Annotated in this window: 11 protein-coding genes; 8 read left to right on the forward strand and 3 right to left on the reverse strand. The window is 71.6% G+C overall.

The features are described 5' to 3' along the window. Nucleotides 1-148 precede the first annotated feature (148 nt). On the forward strand, nucleotides 149-769 hold the full coding sequence (locus OWM54_RS16220; RefSeq protein WP_223745966.1) for a hypothetical protein: 621 nt from the start codon (nucleotides 149-151) through the stop codon (nucleotides 767-769). Between the two features lie 138 nt (nucleotides 770-907). On the opposite strand, the gene OWM54_RS16225 is transcribed toward OWM54_RS16220, so the two are convergent. After that, complete coding sequence (locus tag OWM54_RS16225) at nucleotides 908-1,540, reverse strand: hypothetical protein (RefSeq protein ID WP_223783586.1); 633 nt, start codon at nucleotides 1,538-1,540, stop codon at nucleotides 908-910. Nucleotides 1,541-1,577: 37 nt separating this feature from the next. Here OWM54_RS16225 and OWM54_RS16230 point away from each other — a divergent pair, with 37 nt between their 5' ends. The 3 genes from OWM54_RS16230 to OWM54_RS16240 all read left to right on the forward strand — a co-directional run bounded on the left by OWM54_RS16230 (nucleotide 1,578) and on the right by OWM54_RS16240 (nucleotide 7,519). Next, nucleotides 1,578-4,925 (forward strand): HEAT repeat domain-containing protein, encoded by a 3,348-nt coding sequence (locus tag OWM54_RS16230; RefSeq protein ID WP_267698089.1) that lies wholly within the window; start codon nucleotides 1,578-1,580, stop codon nucleotides 4,923-4,925. Between the two features lie 210 nt (nucleotides 4,926-5,135). Then, nucleotides 5,136-6,548, forward strand: a complete 1,413-nt coding sequence (locus OWM54_RS16235; RefSeq protein WP_267698090.1) for a reverse transcriptase family protein — start codon at nucleotides 5,136-5,138, stop codon at nucleotides 6,546-6,548. Then, the gene (locus OWM54_RS16240) at nucleotides 6,545-7,519 is read left to right on the forward strand and encodes a TIGR02996 domain-containing protein (protein ID WP_267698091.1); all 975 of its coding nucleotides are present in this window, start codon (nucleotides 6,545-6,547) and stop codon (nucleotides 7,517-7,519) included. Before OWM54_RS16235 ends, OWM54_RS16240 begins: the two co-directional genes overlap by 4 nt. Before the next feature lie 61 nt (nucleotides 7,520-7,580). Here OWM54_RS16240 and OWM54_RS16245 read toward each other — a convergent pair whose 3' ends face one another. Continuing rightward, entirely contained in the window at nucleotides 7,581-11,930 is a 4,350-nt protein-coding gene (locus tag OWM54_RS16245; protein WP_267698092.1) for an RCC1-like domain-containing protein, read from the reverse strand. 240 nt (nucleotides 11,931-12,170) lie between these two features. Here OWM54_RS16245 and OWM54_RS16250 point away from each other — a divergent pair, with 240 nt between their 5' ends. The 4 genes from OWM54_RS16250 to OWM54_RS16265 all read left to right on the forward strand — a co-directional run bounded on the left by OWM54_RS16250 (nucleotide 12,171) and on the right by OWM54_RS16265 (nucleotide 15,573). Beyond that, the gene (locus OWM54_RS16250; RefSeq protein ID WP_223783590.1) at nucleotides 12,171-13,427 is read left to right on the forward strand and encodes a metallophosphoesterase; all 1,257 of its coding nucleotides are present in this window, start codon (nucleotides 12,171-12,173) and stop codon (nucleotides 13,425-13,427) included. Between the two features lie 38 nt (nucleotides 13,428-13,465). Next, entirely contained in the window at nucleotides 13,466-14,137 is a 672-nt protein-coding gene (locus OWM54_RS16255; RefSeq protein WP_267698093.1) for a TIGR02269 family lipoprotein, read from the forward strand. Between the two features lie 13 nt (nucleotides 14,138-14,150). Beyond that, nucleotides 14,151-14,864, forward strand: a complete 714-nt coding sequence (locus OWM54_RS16260; protein WP_267698094.1) for a double-CXXCG motif protein — start codon at nucleotides 14,151-14,153, stop codon at nucleotides 14,862-14,864. 67 nt (nucleotides 14,865-14,931) lie between these two features. Further along, nucleotides 14,932-15,573: a TetR/AcrR family transcriptional regulator gene (locus OWM54_RS16265; protein ID WP_141328979.1), complete on the forward strand. Its 642-nt coding sequence runs from the start codon at nucleotides 14,932-14,934 to the stop codon at nucleotides 15,571-15,573. Between the two features lie 65 nt (nucleotides 15,574-15,638). Here the strand turns inward: OWM54_RS16265 and OWM54_RS16270 are convergent, their stop codons facing one another. Continuing rightward, nucleotides 15,639-20,153 (reverse strand): amidohydrolase family protein, encoded by a 4,515-nt coding sequence (locus OWM54_RS16270; RefSeq protein WP_267698095.1) that lies wholly within the window; start codon nucleotides 20,151-20,153, stop codon nucleotides 15,639-15,641. Nucleotides 20,154-20,181: the final 28 nt, after the last annotated feature.

Consider the following 20,181-nt stretch of genomic DNA (forward strand, 5'->3'; position numbering starts at 1 on the left):
GTCTACCGGTGGTCATTCGACTCGCGCACAGTCGACGGAGGAGCCACCTTCAGGCTGGACGCAACTGGCGCCGGGGGCGTCCGATAACTTCCTTGAGACTTCCCGGAGCCATGTCAGCACCGGCTCGCAGTCTTCCTGGAGCGCACGCATGTCGCGCATTGATGGTGGAAACCGTTCGTCGTCGCCGAAGAGCTCCGTGCCGGAGCGCTCCAGCACGGAGCGGGCGGATTCCGCCGCCAACAAGGGCGCGCAGCAGAACCCCGGAAAGAAGGACGCCCAGGCAACTCGCGCGGTGAGTCCGTTCCAGGGGCGCAGCGACTTCGAGCCGGACCGCCGTCCGACGCCTCGCGCCACGCCGGCGGTGGCGCTGGGGGGTGGCCCGCTGACGCCCGCCTCCTCCGAGGCCTCGGCCATCGCCGGTGCGGACGCGGAGCTGGAGCTGCTCTCGGAGTTCTCCGACGCGGACGCGCAGGGCGGCATGGCCTCCGCGATGCTGCACGCGCACGCGGACGAGCCCGCCTCGCAGGCCCGCATCGTCGAGCGGCTGAAGCAGGATGGCCGGCTGGAGTCGCTCTTCGGCGAGGTGTTCCGCGAGGGCAACCCGTACGTCGAGCAGCCGCACCGGGCCGCCGTCGTCCGCGCGCTCGACACCGCGATGGCGCGGGGCACGGTGACGAGCGACGACCTGCGCTCGTTCACCCGCGGCGCCTACGCGCAGGAGTGGCGGCAGATCGGCTCCGAGCTGTCCGCTCCGGACGCGAAGCCGTAGTCCCACGGGCGAGGGGCCATCGCCCCTCCGAGCCGCGACGGTGGCGATGAGCGCACGCCGAGCGGCGGGGCATGCCCGGCGGGCCTCGGCGCTCCTCGACAATCAGCGCTGGGCGCGGACGAAGCGCCCCGCCCCGACTCAGGCCCCGAGCCGTCCGACGAGCGCGCCGCGAACCGCGTTGGACACCGCGCGCGCCTGCTTCGTGAGCTCCTCGGGCAGCCAGTAATAGAGCAGCCTGCCGCCCGTCTCGACCTGGGCGCGGACGAAGCGCATGCCCTGGGCCTGCGCGTGCTCCTGGCTCGCGGGCAGGCACTGCTTGCACAGGCACGGCAGGGCCGAGCCCTCCTGGTGCGCGGTGAGATTGAGGGGGCCTGCGCCCGCGCTGGAGAGGAGCAGCTCCACGTCTCCGGCGGTGAGCGTGCGCGGCGTCTGGAGCGACATGCCCAGCGCGCCCTTCGCGGCCTGGATTCCCTTGCCGGACTCGAAGCGCAGCTTGGGGATGGCGGTGGTGACGTCGGTGATGGGCACGCGGTTCTTGCGGCCCACCCAGCCGTCGTCATCCAGGGACAGCCCTTCGAGCACGGCGACGAGCCACAGGGCCTCGTCCGGGGGACGCACGGTGACGAGGAAGAGGCGACCGCCATTCTCGAGCGGCGCCAGGTGCTTGCTCTGACTGCGATAGCGGTCCGTGGGGAGCACCTTGCCGGGAGACAGACCGACGGCCTCCTTCTCGAAAATCGCCTTGCTGATGATGGCCAGCATGTCGGGCATGTCCGCAGTGTACCAGGGCGCATAGAGTCCGCGGGCGATGCTCGACTGGGACCTGGCCACCGTGCGGTTGCTCGACGAGGACGTCACGGTGCGGCGCGAGGCGGCGGGCACCGTCGACGGCTCGCGGCTCGACGGGCGCTACGCGCTGAGGCAGGCGCTGCTCACGGACGAGGACGCGCAGGTGCGCGCCATCGCCGCGCGGCGACTGGGGGACGCGCGGGACGGACGCTTCGCGCCCGCGCTCCTGGAGTCACTCGGAGACGCCATGCCGATGGTGCGGGACAGGGCGTGGCGCGCGCTCGCGCGGCTGGGGGCGAAGGACCTGCTCGCGCCCGCGACACGGGCCGTGCGGCAGGAGCCCGTGTGGTGGGTGCGGCGGGCCGCGGTGCGCGCCTCGGCCTCCGTCGCTGGGGCGGACGCCGTGGAGGTGTTGCTGTCGGCGCTGGAGGACCCGTTCTGGCGCGTGCGCCACGCGTCGGTGCAGGCCCTGGCGTGGCTGGGCGCGGAGGACGAAGCCCTGCGGCAAGAGGTCCGGCAGGCCGCGACGAGACACACCCAAGGCCCCGTGCGCGCGGCGGTGGCGTGGCTGGAGTCCGAATGGAACACCGGTGCTCGGGACGACGTCCCGCTCCCCGCGCCGCTCGCGGCTCTCGCGGTGGCGCCCGGAGCCGAGCCTCTCTCCAGCGAGGACCCGGCGGTGACCACCGCGCGGCTGGAGGCACGCTCCGCCGAGTCCGTCTCCGCGCGTGAGCTGGTGGAGTGGCTGGGAGATCCACACGAGCCGCTGCGTGCGCTCGCGCGTCGGCGACTGCGGGAGCGCAAGGACGTCGAGGCCATCCGTCTCGCGATGCGCTGGCTGGACGAACCGCGTGTCCCGCATGCGCGCGATGAGGCGCAGGCGCTGCTCGACCGGCCACCCGTGGATGAGGTCGCGCTCGCGAAGCGGGTCCTCGAGTCCCTTCCGAAGCCCAGGCCCGGCGCGTTGGCGTGGGCCGGGCGCATCGCGGTGAAGCACGGTCTCCAGGACCCCGTGTCCCAGCTCCGTGCCTGGATGGCGCATCCGGACGCCGCGTACCGCCGCGCGGCGCTCGGTGCGCTCGTGCATGCTCCGACGCATCGTCGCGACGTGTTGAATGCACTCGGCGACGGGGACGAGACGGTGCGCGAGGAGGTCATCGCGGCGTGGGAGCAACGGCCCAAGGCCCGCGCCGCGTTCGACGACTTCGTCGAGGCGCTGATGGCCTTCGCGCCCAAGGCACGGACGGCGAGAGAGCGCAGGGCTGTCACCTCCGCCGCGGCACATCAGCAGGACGTCGACGTGCTGCGCCAGTTCGCATGGGACGAGGACCCCGCGACGAGCGCGACGGCCCTGGCCGCATTGTCCGCGCTGGGTGGACTCAGCGACGCGGAGCGACAGCAGGCCCGTGCCCACGAAGACCCGTGGCTGCGAGCCGCCGTGCTGGACGTGGACGACGCCGCACACGTCTGTCTCCACGACGCGGACGCCACGGTGCGACGCCAGGCGCTGGAGTGGGTGCTCACACACGCACGCGAGTTCGCTGACGAAGGCCCCGCAACCGAGATGCTCGCACGCGGCGACTCACCCGGCGCTGGGATGCGCACCCGCGCCACGGGCCATCCCTCGTCCGAGGACAACGACGCCCCAGCGCCCCAGTCCACCGAAGAGTTCGCACGCAACGGTTCGCGTGCGCCAGGGAAGAGAGCCCACTCCAGGGAGCCGCTCTCCACCGAGAGCGATGAGGCCCTTGCGCCAGAGGCGCTCACACGCAGCGGTCCGCCTGCTCCAGCGATGCGGACTCACCCCGCTGCGAGAAATGAGACTTCAGCGCCCGAGGCGCTCACACGCAGCGGTCCGCCTGCTCCAGCGATGCGCACTCACCCCGCTGAGAGCGATGAGACCTCAGCGCCCGAGGCGCTCACACGCAGTGGCCCGCCTGGCGCGTGGATGCAATCCCGCCACGCCGAGCGGCTCTCGCCCGAGAGCGCTGAAGCCCCCGCTCTCGATACCGTCGTGGCCCTCGCCTGCTGCGGCTCACCGGACCCGTGGATACGTGCCCGCGCCGCGGAGCACCTCTCGCCCGAGGGCGGAGACACGGAGCTGCGCGCGCTCCTGCGCCTGTCACGCGACACCGAACTCATGGTCCGCACGGCGGCGGCCTCGCCCCTGGAGTCCTGTGAGACGCTCGACGCCCGCCTCGACGCGCTCCTTCGCCAGCCCGCCACCGACGACACCGTGGACCTGCGCATCGCCGCATGGACGTGGCGTCTGCGCCGCGCGGATGACGACGCCTTCGCCCGACTCCGTGAGTCCCTCGGCGGCACCACCGAGTCTCCCCGCGTCGTCCCTCATCTGCGAGCCCTCGCGCTCACCTTCCCCGAGCCTCTCTTCGCCGACGAACCCGAGCTGGCACGTCAGCGTCCCACCACCTCCTCGCGACCCCGAGAGCGCCCCGCGCCACGCCCTTTCATCCCACGCGCCAGCGCACGTCCTCTCGGCCGCACGGGCCTGACGGTCTCTCCCCTCGTCCTCTCCGGCGCGCACCTCACCACGCGCGAGCCCTTCTTCGAGGCCCGCGACGCCGGCATCGACACGTTCTTCTGGGAGCCCCGCTACGCCGCGCTGACGCAGTTCCTCCGCGGAGGCCGGAGCACCCGCGAGCAGTCCGTCATCATCGCGGGCACCTACCACTCGGGCGCCGCCGCCATCCGTCGTGACGTGGAGTCCGCGCTGCGCCGTCTGCGCACCACCTGGCTCGATGTCTTCCTGCTCTTCTGGGTCCGCGCACCCGAGCGCCTCTCCGACGAGAACCACGCCGTGCTGGAGCAGCTCCGCGCGGAGGGCAAGCTGCGCGCCTTCGGCTTCTCCACGCACCTGAGAGACCTCGCGCGAGACGCCCTCGACCGACACGACTGGCCCGTGGTGATGACCCGCCACAGCGCCGCGCATCCGGGCGCAGAGGCCGCCTTCCTCCCCGAGGCCCGACGTCGTGGCACCGGCGTCCTCACCTTCACCACCACCTGCTACGGCCGGCTGCTCAAGCCCGTCCCCGGCGGGCCCCAGGACACGCCCCTCCCGACCGCGGTGGACTGCTACCGCTACTCCCTCTCGCAGCCAGGCGTCAGCGCGAGCCTCACCGCGCCGCGCAACCGACGCGAGCTGCTCCACAACCTCGACGTGCTGTCCCGCCCGTCCATGGAACCCGACGCGCTGGAGGCCATGCGCGCCCACGGTGAGCGCGTGCGCGCCCAGGGGCGGCTCCTCGATTCCCTGGTGCGCCGGGCTCCCGGAGGCCCGCGCGAAGCGCTGCTCGCCCTGATGGACGAAGAGGGCCCGGCCGAGCTGGACGACCTTCCTTCATCGTGAAGGATGTGGTCAGCTTCGCCCTGCTCCTGGGGTCGCGTGCAGCCAGCCTTCCGTCCGCGATGTCACGTCGCGGCTGCCCATGACACCCATTGAAGGACGACGCGGTACGAGGTCCGCCTGGCGGGCTTCCCCGACCTCGTCCGCCTCTGCCGTGCAGGTGGCGGCGTCCCCAGGAGCTCGCAGTCTCATCGGTGGTCCCGGAGCACGTGAATGGACCTGGTCTCACTCCTCCTCGAGCTCAAGCCGCTGATGGAGGACCCCGAGGCGAACTTCAGCCGCATCACCGGCCTGCTCGAGCGCCACCAGGGCCTCGCCGAGTACGAGGTCGCCCGCTTCTACGTCAGCCGCCACTGGAGCCAGGCCGTCTCCCGTCGCCTCAACAGCCAGGACCCGCGCGAGCGCCTGGAGGCCGTGCGCCTCATCCCCCTGCTCTTCCCGCGCCTCATCGCCGCCGGGCACCTGCGTCGCCGCGTGAAGGACGCAGACACCCGCGTGGGCACCGCCGCGCGCGCCGCCGTGCGCAAGCTGGGCCTCGCGGACGTGTCCCTGCCCGACACGCGCATCGCGCCGCCGCGACGTCCCCGCCCCATGGCCCTGGGCGGCTGGAATCCCTCCGGCTGGTTCTACGGCCTGTATCCCCACTCGCGCGGCAAGGTGAAGCGCAAGCCCGACCTCCCCACCCTGCCGAAGCTCGAGAGCCGACAGGACGTGGCGCGCCTCGTGGGCGTGGAGGAGTCGGAGCTGGAAGCGCTGATGCGCCCCGGCTCCGGCCCTGGCTCCGGCTACGTGGAGTTCGAGGCCCCCAAGCGCTCCGGTGGCGTGCGCCGCATCTGCGCGCCCCGCGAGAAGCTCAAGTCCGCGCAGCGTGCCCTGCTCGAGGGGCTGCTCGCGCACCTGCCCACGCATGACGCCGTGCACGGCTTCGTGCCGGGCCGCTCCACGGTGACGAACGCGAACGCCCACGTGGGCGCGAACGTGGTGGTGCGCGTGGACCTGGAGGACTTCTTCCCCACCGTGCACTACCGGCGCGTGAAGGGCCTCTTCGAGGCGTACGGTTACAACGACGAGGTGGCCTCCACGCTCGCGGGGCTCACCACCTGGCGCCCCCGGCTGTCGGACGGCACCGTGGTGTGGCCGGGCGTGCTGCCGCAGGGCGCGCCGACCTCGCCCGCCATCGCCAACCTCGTCTGTCGCCGCATGGACGCGCGCCTGCACGCGCTGGCGACGAAGGCCGGCGCCGCGTACACGCGCTACGCGGACGACCTGTCCTTCTCCTTCGCGAAGCCGCCGGAGAAGCTGGGCCGCTTCTTCTGGTGGGTGAACGCCATCCTCCAGCAGGAGGGCTTCACGGAGAACGCCCCCAAGCGCCGCGTCATGCGACAGGCGGGACGCCAGCGGGTGACGGGGCTCACCGTCAACCAGCGCGTGGCCATTCCCCGCGAGGAGCGCCGCCGCTTCAAGGCCATCCTCGCCAACTGCCGCAAGCACGGCGTGGAGTCGCAGGCGCGCGGCCGTCCGGACTTCCCGGCGTATCTGGAGGGCTATGCCGCCTACGTGCGCATGGTGCACCCGGAGCTGGGCGCATGCTGGCAGGCCGAGGTAAAGGAGCTGCTGGGGCGATGAGCGACTTCGACACGCTGCTCTCGAAGGTGGTGCGGGCGCCCGACGACGACGCGGCGAGGCTCGCCTGCGCGGACGCGCTTCAAGCGCTGGACCCCGCGCGCGCCGAGTTCATCCGCGTGCAGCTCGCGCTGCCCGGACGCATGGACCCGGCCCGACGCAGGTCGCTCCAGCTGCGTCAGCGCGCGCTGCTCGACGAGCATGGCGCGGCCTGGCTCAAGCCCCTGCGCGACGCGCGCGTGCACGAGCCCACCTACCACCGGGGATTCATCGAGGAGCTGGACCTCGCCGAGGACAAGCTGGCCCTGCACGGGCACGAGCTGTTCGCGCGGGAGCCGGTGTCGCGACTGTGCGTGGCGGTCCGGGACGGTGTGGGTCTGGGGCTCGCCGCCGAGCAGCCCTGGTTCTCCCAGGTGCGCTGGCTGCGGCTGAAGGGCTCGGGGGTCGACGCCGCGGTCCGGGCCCTGGTGTCCGCGCCTCGCACGGAGCGACTGTCGGGACTGGTGCTCGCGGGCGCCACGGACGCGTCCCTGCGCGCGCTCACGGAGAAGCCGGTGCTGCCCGCGCTGCGCTCGGTGAGCTTCTCCAGCAGCGCGCTGTCGGACGAGGGCGCGGCGGTGCTCGCGAAGGCGACCGTCCCCTGGGAAAGGCTGTACCTCTCCGGGAGCGGCCTGTCCGACGACGGCGTGGCGACGCTCGCCCGCGCCAAGGGCCTGGAGGCGCTCCAGTGGCTGGCGCTCAACCGCAATGACTTGAGCGATGAAGCGGCGGTGGCGCTCTCGAAGAGCAAGGGACTGCCCCGCCTGGAGCGACTGGAGCTGTCGCGCAACGAGGTCACCGAGGAGGGCGCGCTGGCGTTCCGCTCGCCCAAGTCCCTGCCGTCGCTGCGCCGCCTGGAGCTGCTCGACATCGGCCTGGACCCGGACGAACTGGCTCCGCTCATCAAGCGGCTGGGCCCCGGGCTGCGGTTCTGAGCTTCGGGCACGGCGCCCGGAGCGGTGGGTCCACACCCGCTCCGGACGACGAGGGCTCGACTCAGGGCAGGGACACGACGCCCGGCACGGCCCGCTGACCGGGGAGCCCCACGCCCAGCGTGCCGTGGAAGTTCGTGCCCCAGCTGCGCGCCTGTCCCTCCATGTCGAGGGCCACGGAGAACTCGCCGCCGCCCGACACCATCCTCGCGCCGGCGAGCCCCTTCACCGGCGTCGCCTCCAGCCGGTTGTCGCAGTCGTCCGTGCCCAGCTGCCCGTGCGAGTTGCGTCCCCACGTCCACACCTCGTCGCCCACGGCGAAGGAGTGGTAGGTGCCCGCGCCCAGGCGCTTCACCGCCGAGAGGCCCGGAACGGGCTCCGGGTAGATGCGCGTCGACAGGCTCCCATCGCCCAGCTGACCGTGGCTGTTGTCGCCCCAGGACCACACCGTCCCGTCGGAGCGCAGCGCCAGCGAGTGGTAGCCCCCCGCCTGCACGGCGCTCACGCCCTCCAGGTCCATCACCTTCATGGGGGTCATCCGGTTGGTGGACGTCCCCTCGCCGAGCTGCCCGTAGGCATTGTGGCCGCAGGCCCAGAGCGTCCCGTCGCCGCGCAGCACCAGCGAGTGATGGTCTCCGCCCGACACGGCCACCGCGCCGTCGATGTCCACCATGCGCGTGGGCAACGCGCGCGCCTCGGCCGTGCCGTCGCCGAGCTGTCCGAAGACGTTGTAGCCCCAGCTCCACACGGCGCCGTCCGCGTCCACCGCGAGCGAGTGGTAGCTGCCCGCGGCGATGGCCACGACATTCAGGAGGCCGAGCACCTGCACCGGCCGCGTGCGGTTCGTCGTGGTGCCGTCGCCGAGCTGTCCGAAGACGTTGTTGCCCCACGCCCACACCGTGCCGTCCTCGGCCAGCGCCAGCGTGTGCCACGCGCCCGGAGCGACGTCGCGCATCTTCGTCAGGCCCTCCACCGTCGTGGGCATGGACCGGCTCTCCGTGGTGCCATCTCCGAGCTGCCCGTGGGAGTTGATGCCCCACGTCTGCACGGAGCCGTCGGCCAGCACCGCCGCGGCATGCTGATGCCAGGCGCGCACGGCGACCACGGGCGCGAAGTCCTTCGACGTCGGCAGCTTCACATCCACGGGCATCGTCCGCGGGCCGGACTCCACGTCACCCAGCTGGCCATACTCGTGGCTGCCCCAGGAGCGCACGCCCTCGTCGCCCAGCAGCGCCAGCGTGTGCTGCTCACCGGCGACGACCTCCGCCACGTTGGACAGCTCCACCACCGGCACCGGCTTGAAGCGCAGGAAGTGCGTGCCGTCCCCCAACTGCCCGTAGCCGTTGTCGCCCCACCCCCACACCGAGCCGTCCTGGCTCAGCGCCATCACGTGATGCGCGCCCGCGGCCACCGCCTTGATGCCCGCGAGCAGCGGTACGGGCTTCGGTGTGCCGCGCGACTCGTTGGTGCCGTCGCCGAGCTGACCGCTGGTGTTCGCGCCCCACGCCCACACCGTGCCGTCACTCAGCACCGCCAGCGAGTAGGACAGCCCCGCGCTCACACCCGTCGCCGCCTCCAGGCCCTTCACCCGCATCGGCGTGGCACTGGACACCGTGCTCCCATCGCCGAGCTGCCCGCTGTCATTCGTCCCCCACGCCCACACCGCGCCGTCCGTGCCCACCGCGAGCGCATGCCCGACGCCCATCACCATCGAGGCGATGTTCGACGGACTCTTCAACGGCGCGGGTGTGGTGCGGTCCAGATGGGTGCCATCGCCCAGCTGTCCGCGCTCGTTGGCACCCCACGTCCACAGCGAGCCATCCGCGCGCAACGCCATCGACGCGTCACCGCCCGCGGCCACGGCCACCACACCCTGCAGGCCACTGACGGGGACCGGCGTGACCCGCGGCTCGAGCGAGCCATCACCGAGCTGTCCGCGCGCGTTCGCGCCCCACGCCCACACGGAGCCATCACACGCGAGCGCCAGCGAGTGCCGCGCCCCCGTCGCCACCGAGCGCGTGCACGGCAAGCCCTGCACGGCAATGGGCGCCGCGCGGTGCGTGGTGGTGCCATCACCCAGCTGTCCGGACGTGTTCTGTCCCCACGCCAGCACCCCACCATCGGAGCGCACCAGCATCGAGTGCGAGCTGCCCGCCGACAGCCGCCGTCCCTGTCCCAGCCCCAGCACCAGGACGGGCTGCGCGCTCCACCCCACCGCACCGAGACCGAGCTGGCCGAAGCGGTTGTAGCCCCACGCCAGGAGCCGCCCATCGCGGCGCACCGCGAGCACGTGCATGTAGTTGGCGCCGAGCACCTTCACCTGCGACATGCCGGGCACTCCACCGGGCACCACGCGCGACGCGATGCTTCCATCGCCGAGCTGGCCGTACGTGTTCGCGCCCCAGGAGCGAAGCGTCCCGTCCTTCATCACCGCCATCGAGTGATACTGGCCGCCGGACACCGACTCGACGCCCGTGAGCCCCGCCGTCTGCACCGGGCGGAAGCGGTCCGTCCACGAGCCGTCACCGAGCTGTCCGTCCGCGTTGTCGCCCCAGGCCCACACGGTGCCGTCGTCGCGGACCGCCAGCCCATGCGCCCCACCCGCCGCGAGCTTCACCACGCGCGTCAGCCCCACCACCTGCACCGGCGCGACGCGCTGGGCTCCGGTCCCATCCCCCAGCTGCCCCTCGAAGCCGTCGCCCCACGCCCACACGGTGCCGTCCGCGCGCAGCGCCAGCGAGAAGTACGTGCCCGCGGCCACGGCCACCATGCCGGACAGGCCGGGCACCTGTATCGGAGTGAGGCGGTCCTTCGTCGTGCCATCGCCGAGCTGCCCCACGCCGTTGTAGCCCCACGCCCAGACGGTGCCGTCCGCGCGCAGCGCCAGCACATGCCCGCCCCCCGCGGCCAGCGACGTCACCCCCTGGAGCCCCGCCACGGGCGCGGGGATGGCGCGGTCCCTCGTGGAGCCGTCGCCGAGCTGCCCGTTGGCGTTGCGCCCCCAGCTCCACACCGTGCCGTCCGAGCGCAGCGCGAGCGAGTGATGCCCGGACGCGGCGACGGAGACCATGGCGGTGAGGTTCGTCACCCGGACCGGCGCGATGCGCTCTGTGGTGGTGCCGTCGCCGAGCTGCCCGTTGGCGTTGCGGCCCCAGCTCCACACCGAGCCATCCGACAGCGTGGCCAGGGAGTGGAAGCTGCCGGACGCGGCGGCGGTGACACCGGACAGGCGCGTGACGACCTCGGGTGACAGCAGGCGCTCCGCGCCACCATGGCCGAGCTGACCGGAGGCGCCGCCGCCCCACGTCCACAGCGTGCCGTCGGCGCGCAGCACCAGCGCGTGCTGGGTTCCCGCGGACAGCTCCGTCACCGAGCCCAGCCCCTTCGTCTTCACCGGGAAGTTGCTGTCGTTCGTGGTGCCGTCGCCGAGCTGTCCCTGCGTGTTGCGGCCCCACGCGGCCACGGTGCCGTCCTGGAGCAGCACCAGCGAGCCGGCCTCCTGCGCGCTCACGGACCGGACGTGCTTCACGTCGAGCACCTGCATCGGCGTGGAGCGGTCCGCCCACGACCCGTCGCCGAGCTGCCCGGAGCCATTGCTGCCCCAGCTCCACACCGTGCCGTCCTTGCGCAGCGCGAGCGCGTGATAGAGGCCCGCGGCCACGGAGGTGACGCCGTCGAGCGAGAGCACCTGCTTGGGCAACAGGCGCTGGGTGGTGGTGCCATCGCCGAGCTGACCGGAGGCGTTCGCGCCCCACGCCCACACGGTGCCGTCCGAGCGCACGGCCAGGGAGAAGTCGAAGCCCGCCGCGAGCGCCACCACGTCCGTCAGGCCCACCACCTGCGCGGGCGAGGGGCCCTGCTGCGTGTGGCCCCGGCCGAGCTGTCCGTAGAAGTTGCTGCCCCACGCCCACACGGTGCCGTCCGAGCGCAGCGCGAGCGAGTGGAACTCGCCGGTGGCCACCGACACCACCTCGGAGAGGCCGGGCACCGGACGGGGCGTGGCGCGGTCGACGAGGGTGCCATCGCCGAGCTGCCCGGAGGTGTTGCCGCCCCAGGACCACACGGTGCGGTCCGAGCGCAGCGCGAGCGAGTGGAGGTTGCCGGCCGAGACGGCGAGGACGTCCTTCAGTCCCGGCACCTGTCGGGCGAGGACGCGCTGGAAGGACATGCTGCCGGAGCCGAGCTGTCCGGACGCGTTGCCACCCCAGGCCCACACGGTGCCGAGCGGGGTGACGTAGAGCGAGTGCTGGCCACCGGCGGCGACCCGGGACGACGCGGCCTCCAGGGAGCGGGAGGTCCGCGCTTCGGGGAGGGCCTCGGGAGAGGGTGTACCGTCACATCCCGTTGCGAGCAGCAGGCCCAGCACCAGGAACAGTGGGAGACCCGCGCCCACCCTCAGGTTGTCCATCCGCATCACTCAGCCTCCAGCGAGAAGCGGCCGTCCATACATCGTGTCCTTGGGGAATGAGAAGCACGGAGCGTGAGCTTGCTCGCCCGGGCGTGCACGTGACGTCGCGTCATCGGCCCGCGTCAGGAGGGACCCTGGTGCCTCCCGGGCGGGCAGGCGGGCCATGGGCGCACACGCGGGGTGATTCACGTTTCTTCACGGAGGAGCGCCTTGCGGCGCGTGGGGCTCGGGGGAGTATTGGGGGACATGGATTCACCGGCGCGCTTCATCGTCTTCGCGGTGCTCACGGGGCTCATCACCGTGGCCGTCCACATCTACCTGTATCGGCGCCTGTTCGCGGACACGCTGGAGGACGCGCGATGGCGGCGGGTGGGGATGGGGGTGCTGACGGCGCTGGGCACGTTGTTGGTGTTGTCCTGGTCCGTGACGCGCTTCCTGCCGATGGACGCGTTGTTCGCGGTGGCCACGGGCGTGTGGATGTGGATGGGCGCGGCGCTGTACCTGCTGCTCGCGCTGTGGGGCATCGGCGGTGCACGGGCGCTGGGTCGACGGCTGACGCGTGCGCGCGTGCCGGAGGCGGACACGGGGAGCGTGGTGGCGGGCGGGTTGATGGCCGTGGTGGAGGGCACGGGGAGCGGGCTGGAGGTGGAGGTGGCGCCCGCAGAGGTGAACGTGGAGCGGCGGCGGTTCCTGGCGCGGGCCACGGCGGGCGGGGCGTTGCTCGCGTCGGGAGGGCTGACGGGCTACGGGGCGTGGCGGGCGTTCCATCCGCCGGTGGTGAACGAGGTGGCGGTGAAGCTGCCGGGGCTGCCGAAGGCGTTGGATGGGTTCACCATCGTCCACCTGAGTGACATCCACGTGGGTCCGGTCATCCAGCGGCGGTTCATGGATGAGCTGGTGGCCCGGTGCAATGACTTGCGTCCGGACCTGGTGGCCATCACGGGTGATTTGGTGGACGGGAAGGTGGCGTCATTGGGGCCCGCGGTGGCGGCGCTGCGAGAGCTCCGGGCGGGGCACGGGACGTACTTCGTGACGGGGAACCACGAGTACTACTGGGACCAGGACGCGTGGGCGCAGGCGCTGGAGGGAATGGACATCCAGGTGCTGCGCAATCGGCATGTGAGGATTGGCGATGCGGGGGCGTCGTTCGACCTGGTGGGCGTGGATGACTGGTCCGGCGGGCATACGGGCGTGCGCGGGTATGACTTGGAGGCGGCGGTGAAGGGGCGCGAGCCGGAGCGGGCGGCGGTGTTGCTGGCGCATCAGCCCTCGAACTGGCGGGTGGCGGCGCAGGCGGGGATGGGATTGCAGTTGTCGGGGCACACGCATGGAGGACAGTTCTTCCCCTTCACGCTCGCGGTGTCGGCCATCTGGGAGCACGACGCGGGACACTTCCAGGAGGACGGCAAGCACCTGTATGTCAGCCGTGGAACGGGCTTCTGGGGGCCACCGCTGCGCGTCGGCGCGCCGCCCGAAATCGTGAAGGTGACGCTGCTGGCCTGACAAGTCATGACAGACCTGGATGCTAGGTCTGTCTGACCATGCGAACCCGACCCGCCGTCTGCCTTTGGCTGTTCGCCGTCTCCTGGCTGGGCTGCGCCAGCGTCGCGCCCTCCGTGGCGCAGCAGGCCTGGGAGGAGGCGGAGACCGAGTGCGACGCCTCGAGCGAGGACCAGTGCGTCGCCCTGCTGTGTCTGGGAGACACCTGTGGGTTCTATCCCTGCGAGAGCACGCCCGGCGCCATCGAGCTGACGCGGTTTCCTCCCTCGCGACCACCTGCCGCCGCCGCGGCTCCGGGCAGTGGACCGAGGAGGAACTGGGGAGGCGCACAGCAGCTCCCCAAGGGTTGGGTGATGACGTTCCCCAACTGGAACGGCGCTCCCTCGCAGGTCATCCCGCCGTCACATCAGCTCCCGAAGGGACGTTGGGAGAAGCACCACATCTTTCCCCAGTCATCGGACCTCGCCAGGTGGTTCGACCGACAGGGGGTGAAGATCCACGACTACACCATGCCCATTCCACTCCATGTCCATCGACGCATCCATGATGGAGGCGCACGAGGAGGGGCGTGGAATGATGCCTGGCGCGAATTCATGGCAAACAACCCAGGCGCTCCTCCAACGGAGATCTTCCGGTTCGCGGGTGAGTTGATCCACCGATTTGAGCTGGTGGGCGGGCCCATTCGACCCTACTACCAGCGTCCCGGGACATGAGAGCCTCTCACTCATGAACCGGTACTTTCGGCTGCGCGAGAACAAGGCAACCGTCACGGCGAGCTTCGACGCGAGTCACAAGTGGGGCCTTCCTGGCGTCCATTGCCCCGCTTGCAAAACCACCTGGGCTACTTCTGGGCTCCTGTACCCGGCCGTAGACCTGACCCACCTGCCGGAGCGTCGCGAGTTCGAGCGAGCCCGTCCCGAACCCTTCGCCGAATTCGCACGGCTCCGAGAGCTGGTGCGACCTCTCGCGCCACCCAACGCCCTGCTCCTTCCCGGCACACTCTTCGGCCCCCTCGTGGGCAAGGCGTCCGGAGATTTCGGCGCGTTCACATCCCTGGGCCATCTGCCTTGGGTGGTTCGCAAGGATGCCTTCGAGCGCCTCCAGGCCGAAGGAATCCGCGGCCTCCTCGGCGGCCCCACCGAGCTGCGCTTCCGCAAGAAGAACCCACCGGAGCTGCTGGAGCTCCAGCTCGAGCCTCATGGCCAGCTGCACCCGGACTGCATCCCTCCGGATGTGCCCCCTCCGTGCGAACTGTGTGGCCACCGGTACTTCCGCCTCCCGGATGAGCCCATCCTGGACGCAGCCTCACTGCCTCCGGACCTGGACCTGTTCCGCGTGGGCAACTTCGCGACCGTGAGCGTCGTCACCGAGCGCTTCATGCACGCCGTGCAGCGCCTGGAGCTGTCCGGCCTCACCTTCCGCGAGCTGCCCACCCGTTAGCGTTCCGCCCGAAATCCACACGGTGACGCTGGTGACCCGAGACCCTCGGGGTATGGTTTTCGCCGCCATGGGCAAGGAACCAGCGAAACGAGAGCTCAAGCAGGAACGCTCCGCGCGAACCCGCGTGGACATCCTCGAAGCCGCCATCACCCTGTTCGCCAAGCGTGGCTTCCTCGCCACCACCATGGCCGACCTCGCCCGCGCCATCCACATGACGCCCGGCGCCCTGTACTGGCACTTCCCCGCGAAGGAAGACCTGCTCCTCGCCGCCATCGACGAGCTCCACCAACGCTACGTCATCGCCTTCGAGCCCCTCTTCGCCCACTACCGCTCCCTCTCCGCCCGCGAGCAGCTCCTCGCCTTCACCCGCCGCACCCACGAGTTCCTCGGGGAGCATCGCGAGTGCGGCATCTTCTTCGGCATGCTCGCCGCCGAGGCCGCCGACTCCAACGAGCGCGTCGCCGAGGCCATCCGCGAGAAGCTCGGCCTGTACTCCCACATCCTCGGCGGCATCCTCCGCCACGGCCAGAAGACCGGTGAGTTCCGCCAGGACTTCGACCCCCACGTCGCCGCCCAGGGCATCTTCGGCGGCTACATGGGCGCGCTCATGTACCAGAACCTCTTCCGCGCCACCCTCGACTACGACCCGATGGCCGCCGCCCTCGACGGCCTGCTGGCCAACGGCGCCCTCGCGCGCAAGGACGGCTGACTCCAGCAACGACTCGGGCGGCCCCCGGACACCGGGAGCCGCCCGAAGCTCAACCCCGACTCATGTCAGGGCGCGACGAGCACGTTCGGCGCCCCCGGCGTCAGCTGCGTGGTGAACCGGAAGTCCTCCACGTTGTCGTCCGTGTCCGAGCCGTTCGGAATCCGCGACAGCGAGCCCTCCACCGTGTCGATGTCCACCAGACCCACGGTGCTCCGCGGCCCCTCCTGCAGGTCGAACCGCTTCTGCGAACCGCTGATGGTGGCCTGCATCACCGGGCCCTCGTACGACAGCGAGTCCACAATCGCGTCCTGGAGGCTGTCGTAGAGGGCCACCGCGTCCGCCGAGGGGCTGCTCGCCGTGCCACCATTCTGGATGGCCGTCGTCGAGAGCAGCACCTTCACGCCCGGCTGGTCACGAAGCACGCCAATCACCGCCTCCGGTCCCACGACCAGGTACTCCCCAGGCCCCAGCGTGCCCACGCTCTTCAGGTCGATCTTCGCGTAGCTCGCCGGCTGCGCCACGCCGCCGTTCACGTAGACCAGGAACAACCCATCCAGCGAGACGGCGGCCGGCGTCGGGTTGAAGAGCTCCACGAACTCCCGCGTGTCCGTGCTGCGCTGGTCGTAGTCGACCTCGTTGACCAACAGGTGATTCAGCTCGGGGCGCTCCGCCGTGGAGACCTGCGCCGTCAGCGTCACCCCCGCGTACGTCGCGCTCAAGGTCCCCGTCGCCGCCTCGGTGCCCGCGGTGAAGAGGGCCTGCGCGGTCCGCTGCCCCTCCGCCACCGTCACCGTGGCGGACTCCAGCGTCCCCAGGCCCGTCTCCGGCGTCAGCGCCACCGCGACGACGGCGCCACCCGCCTGCGCCGCGCGGTCCAACGTCACCGTGAAGCCCTGCTTCGCCCCGAAGAACACCGTCGCCGTCGAGGGCGTCAGCGAGGCGAGCTTCGCCGGAGGCGGCGTCACCGTGACGGTCGCCGCGCGGCTCACGCCGAGCAGCGACGCCGTCACCGTGCCCGTCCCCTCACCCTCCGCGTCCGCGGTGAACAGGAACGTGGCCTCCGTGCTCCCCGCCGGCACCGTCACCGTGGCGGGCACCGAGCCGTAGCGCGTCACCCCCGTCCCCGGCGCCGCCCCCAACGTCACCGCCAGGTCCTGCGCGGGCGCCGAGGACAACGTCACCCGGAACTCCTGCGTCTCGCCGTACCGCACGGACACCGGCCCCGCCGGCGACAGCGACACGAGCCTGGGCGACGACAGGTCCACCGTCACCGTGGAGCTGGCCTGGCTGGTCCCCACCACCGCCGTCACCGTGCCCGAGGGCCCCGCCGCCGCCTCGTCGAGCGTGAAGGTGAACGTGGTCTGCAGCGCGTTCTTCGCCACCGGCACGGAGACCGCCGGCGTGAAGGTGCCGAACCCCGTCTCCGGCGCCGCGAACAGCGCCACGGACGCGTTGTCCGCCGCGGGCCGGTCCAACGACACCGTGTACGTCACCGAGCCGCCCGGCACCATCGTCACCTCCGCGGGCGACAATCGCGCCACCAGCGCCTGCTCGTCCTGGCCCAGCACGCGCACCGTGGCCTGCCGCGACACCCCGCGCAGCGTGGCCGTCAGCACCACGCTCTCCGCGGGCGCCAGGGCCTCCACCTTCACCTCCACCGAGCTCTGGTTGCGCGGCACGCGCACCACGTCGTTGACCACGCGCAGCGCGGCGCTGTTGCTGGAGGTGACGGCCACGTCGATGGCCTCCGTGTACGTGCCCGACAGCGTCAGCGTGAGGACCTGCGGGAAGGTGCTCACCGCGCCCGTCCCGCCCAGGCGGACGTACGCCCCCGGCCCGAAGCTCGCCAGCGTCGGCATGGGCGGCATCAGGTCCGCCGAGCTGCGCGGCAACACCTTCGAGTCGCTGAACATGTACGTCAGCACCCCGCGCAGCGCGCCGTACTTCGTCCCCACCGCCGGGTCCCGGTAGCTGTAGGCGAAGTCATCCACCATCAACCCCGCCTGCCCCGGGTCCCCGCTCTCGTTGACGAGGAACTGCGAGAAGGAGTCGACGCCGCTGGAGACCGTCACGTCGAACACGTCCACCAGCACGCCCTCCAGCGCCTTCGCCCGAGGCCCACCGGTCCGCACGTCCGCGGTGGTGACGGCCACCGGCGTCGGCAGCGCGCTGCCCGCGCCACGCTTGCGGTACTTCACGTCCACCAGCTCCGGCAGCCCCTGGTAGATGGTCAGCGTCGCCGTGACGATGTCCAGCCGGTCCCCCACCACCAGGTCGTCCTTGGGCGCGTACACGTAGATGCCCGAGTTCTCCACGCCCAGGCCCGGCGGCAGCGGATGCACCTGGACCCAGAAGCCCATCTCCGTCAGCGCGCCGCGCACCAGCGCCGTGACGACGACGTCGTTGAACGACACCGTCTTGCCCACCCACGGATAGCGCCCATCCCCGTCCTGCGTCTTCAGCTCGTGGACCGAGGCGGCCGAGCAGCCCAGGTGGCCCGGGTTCGGGTCGGAGGCACACGCGTCGCACGCATCGCCCTTGCCGTCGCCGTCCTGGTCCGCCTGGTCCGGGTTGGCCACGTAGGGGCAGTTGTCCTGCCACGTGGGGTGACCGTCATGGTCGTCGTCGCCCGCGGTGTACGTCGTGCACGTGGTCGTGTTCGCGTTCAGCGGGCACACGTCGCACGCGTCGCCCACGCCGTCGCCGTCCGAGTCCGCCTGCTTGCCGCCGTCCATCGGACGGATGGGGTTGAAGACGAACGGGCAGTTGTCGGCGTTGCCCTTCAGGCCGTCGCCGTCCGGGTCATCCGAGCGGCTCTCGCCGGAGTACACGTTCGAGCGCTTCACCGACGCGGGGAAGCTGGGGTTGTTGGAGATGCGGCGGGGCACGCACACCGGCTCGCCCTCGGGCACGCCGCAGGCGAACAGCTTGTAGGCCTCCGGGTTCGCCGCCTCCAGCGTGGCCAGCGTCTTCTTCAGCTCCGACTGCACGCACACCGTCTTGCCGCTGCCGCACACGTCCAGCGCGTCACACGGCTCCGCGCCGGACACGAGCGCGCCCACCAGCGCCTGGTCTCCGTAGAGCGCCTTGCCGCCGCGCATCGTCAGCACCACGTCCGCGGCCTCCGCGCTGATGACCGCGCGGTGCGGAGAGGCGGCGTGCGTGCGCAGCGAGTAGATGGCCAGGTCGCCCAGCTTGCCCGGGGCGATGCGGCCCACCCCGGCCTGCATCTCCACCGCCTCCGCGGCCTGGCTGGTCACCATCCGCCACAGGTCCACGTCGCTGAAGGCCCGGTCGAACTGCACGGTGTTGAGCGTGTCCGCGCACTTCAGCTCGCGCAGCAGGTTCATGGAGCCCGACTGCACCCAGTCGGTGCCCAGCGCGATGTTCACCCCCAGCCGCTTATACGCCGTCACCATCGCCGTGTCGCCGTACAGCGCGACGTTGGAGCGCGGCGACCAGATGAGGCCCGTTCCCCGCTCCGCCATCAGCGCGATCTCCTTCGCCGTCACGCCCACCGCGCTGATGAGGGACGTGCGCGGCTGGATGACGTCGTTGATGCCCGTCGACAGGCAGCGGAACTCGTTGAGCGCCTCCTCGCCGATGCCCTCGGCCAGGTGCGGCAGGTACGTGCCGTGGTTCGGCAGGCCCGAGGTGCGCGGCATGCTGACGTAGTCACACGTGTTGGTCTTGATGTCCGTCTCGCGGCTGCCCAGCGGGAAGTCCACGGACGCGGTGCTCCACTGGTCCAGGCCCTCCAGACGGCTGATCGGCTGGTCCACGTTGCGCAAGAGGCCCGCGGCGCCGCCCAGGCCCGCGATGGACGTGGTGCCCGCCAGCAGGTGGCGCAGCTCGATGTAGCTCACCGCGTCCACCGCCGAGCGCGTGCTGTTGGCGATGCGCGTGTGGTTGCCCAGGCCGACGACCCAGTCCAGCCGGTGCTCATAGCGCTCGTCCGTCATGGCGAACGGACCGTTCTGCTTGGTGACGTGCTCGTGCGTGTTGATGAGGCCCGGGGAGATGACGCCCGTGGGGCACGCCACGTGCGTGGCCTCGGCGGCGCCCGCCTCCGCGGAGCAGTCACACGACGCGCAGGTGATGACGCCGCTGGCGTCCACCAGCACCTGGCCGCCCACCAGCGTCTCGTCGTCCTTGAGCACCAGGCCCGTGAACAGGCGCGCGCCGTTGCCGGGCTTGGAGACCTCGCACGTGGCGCCGCTCGCCAGGGGCGGAGCGTCCGCCGCCGCGCAGCGCGTGAGCGTCAGCGAGCAGTCCGCCTCACAGCCATCCTGGCCCGTCAGGTTGCCGTCGTCGCAGACCTCCGTGCCCTCCAGCCGGCCGTTGCCACAGGCCGCCTGCGGCCGGGTGGGCGTGGAGGTACAGTCCGCCTCACAGCCGTCGCCGCCCACCTTGTTGCCGTCGTCGCACGCCTCCCCCTCCTCCTGGACCCCGTTGCCACAGACAGCGGCCTGGGTGCAGCCCGTCCCCTCACAGGGCTTCGGGTCCTCCCGCGAGCACCCGACCTGGAACAGCAACACCGCGCTGAGCGCGGCCAACAACGAGCGAGGCGACATTCGCATCTCGGGGGTCTCCTGATGGCACCCGCCT

This window comes from Myxococcus sp. MISCRS1, assembly GCF_026626605.1.
Lineage (GTDB): Bacteria > Myxococcota > Myxococcia > Myxococcales > Myxococcaceae > Myxococcus > Myxococcus fulvus.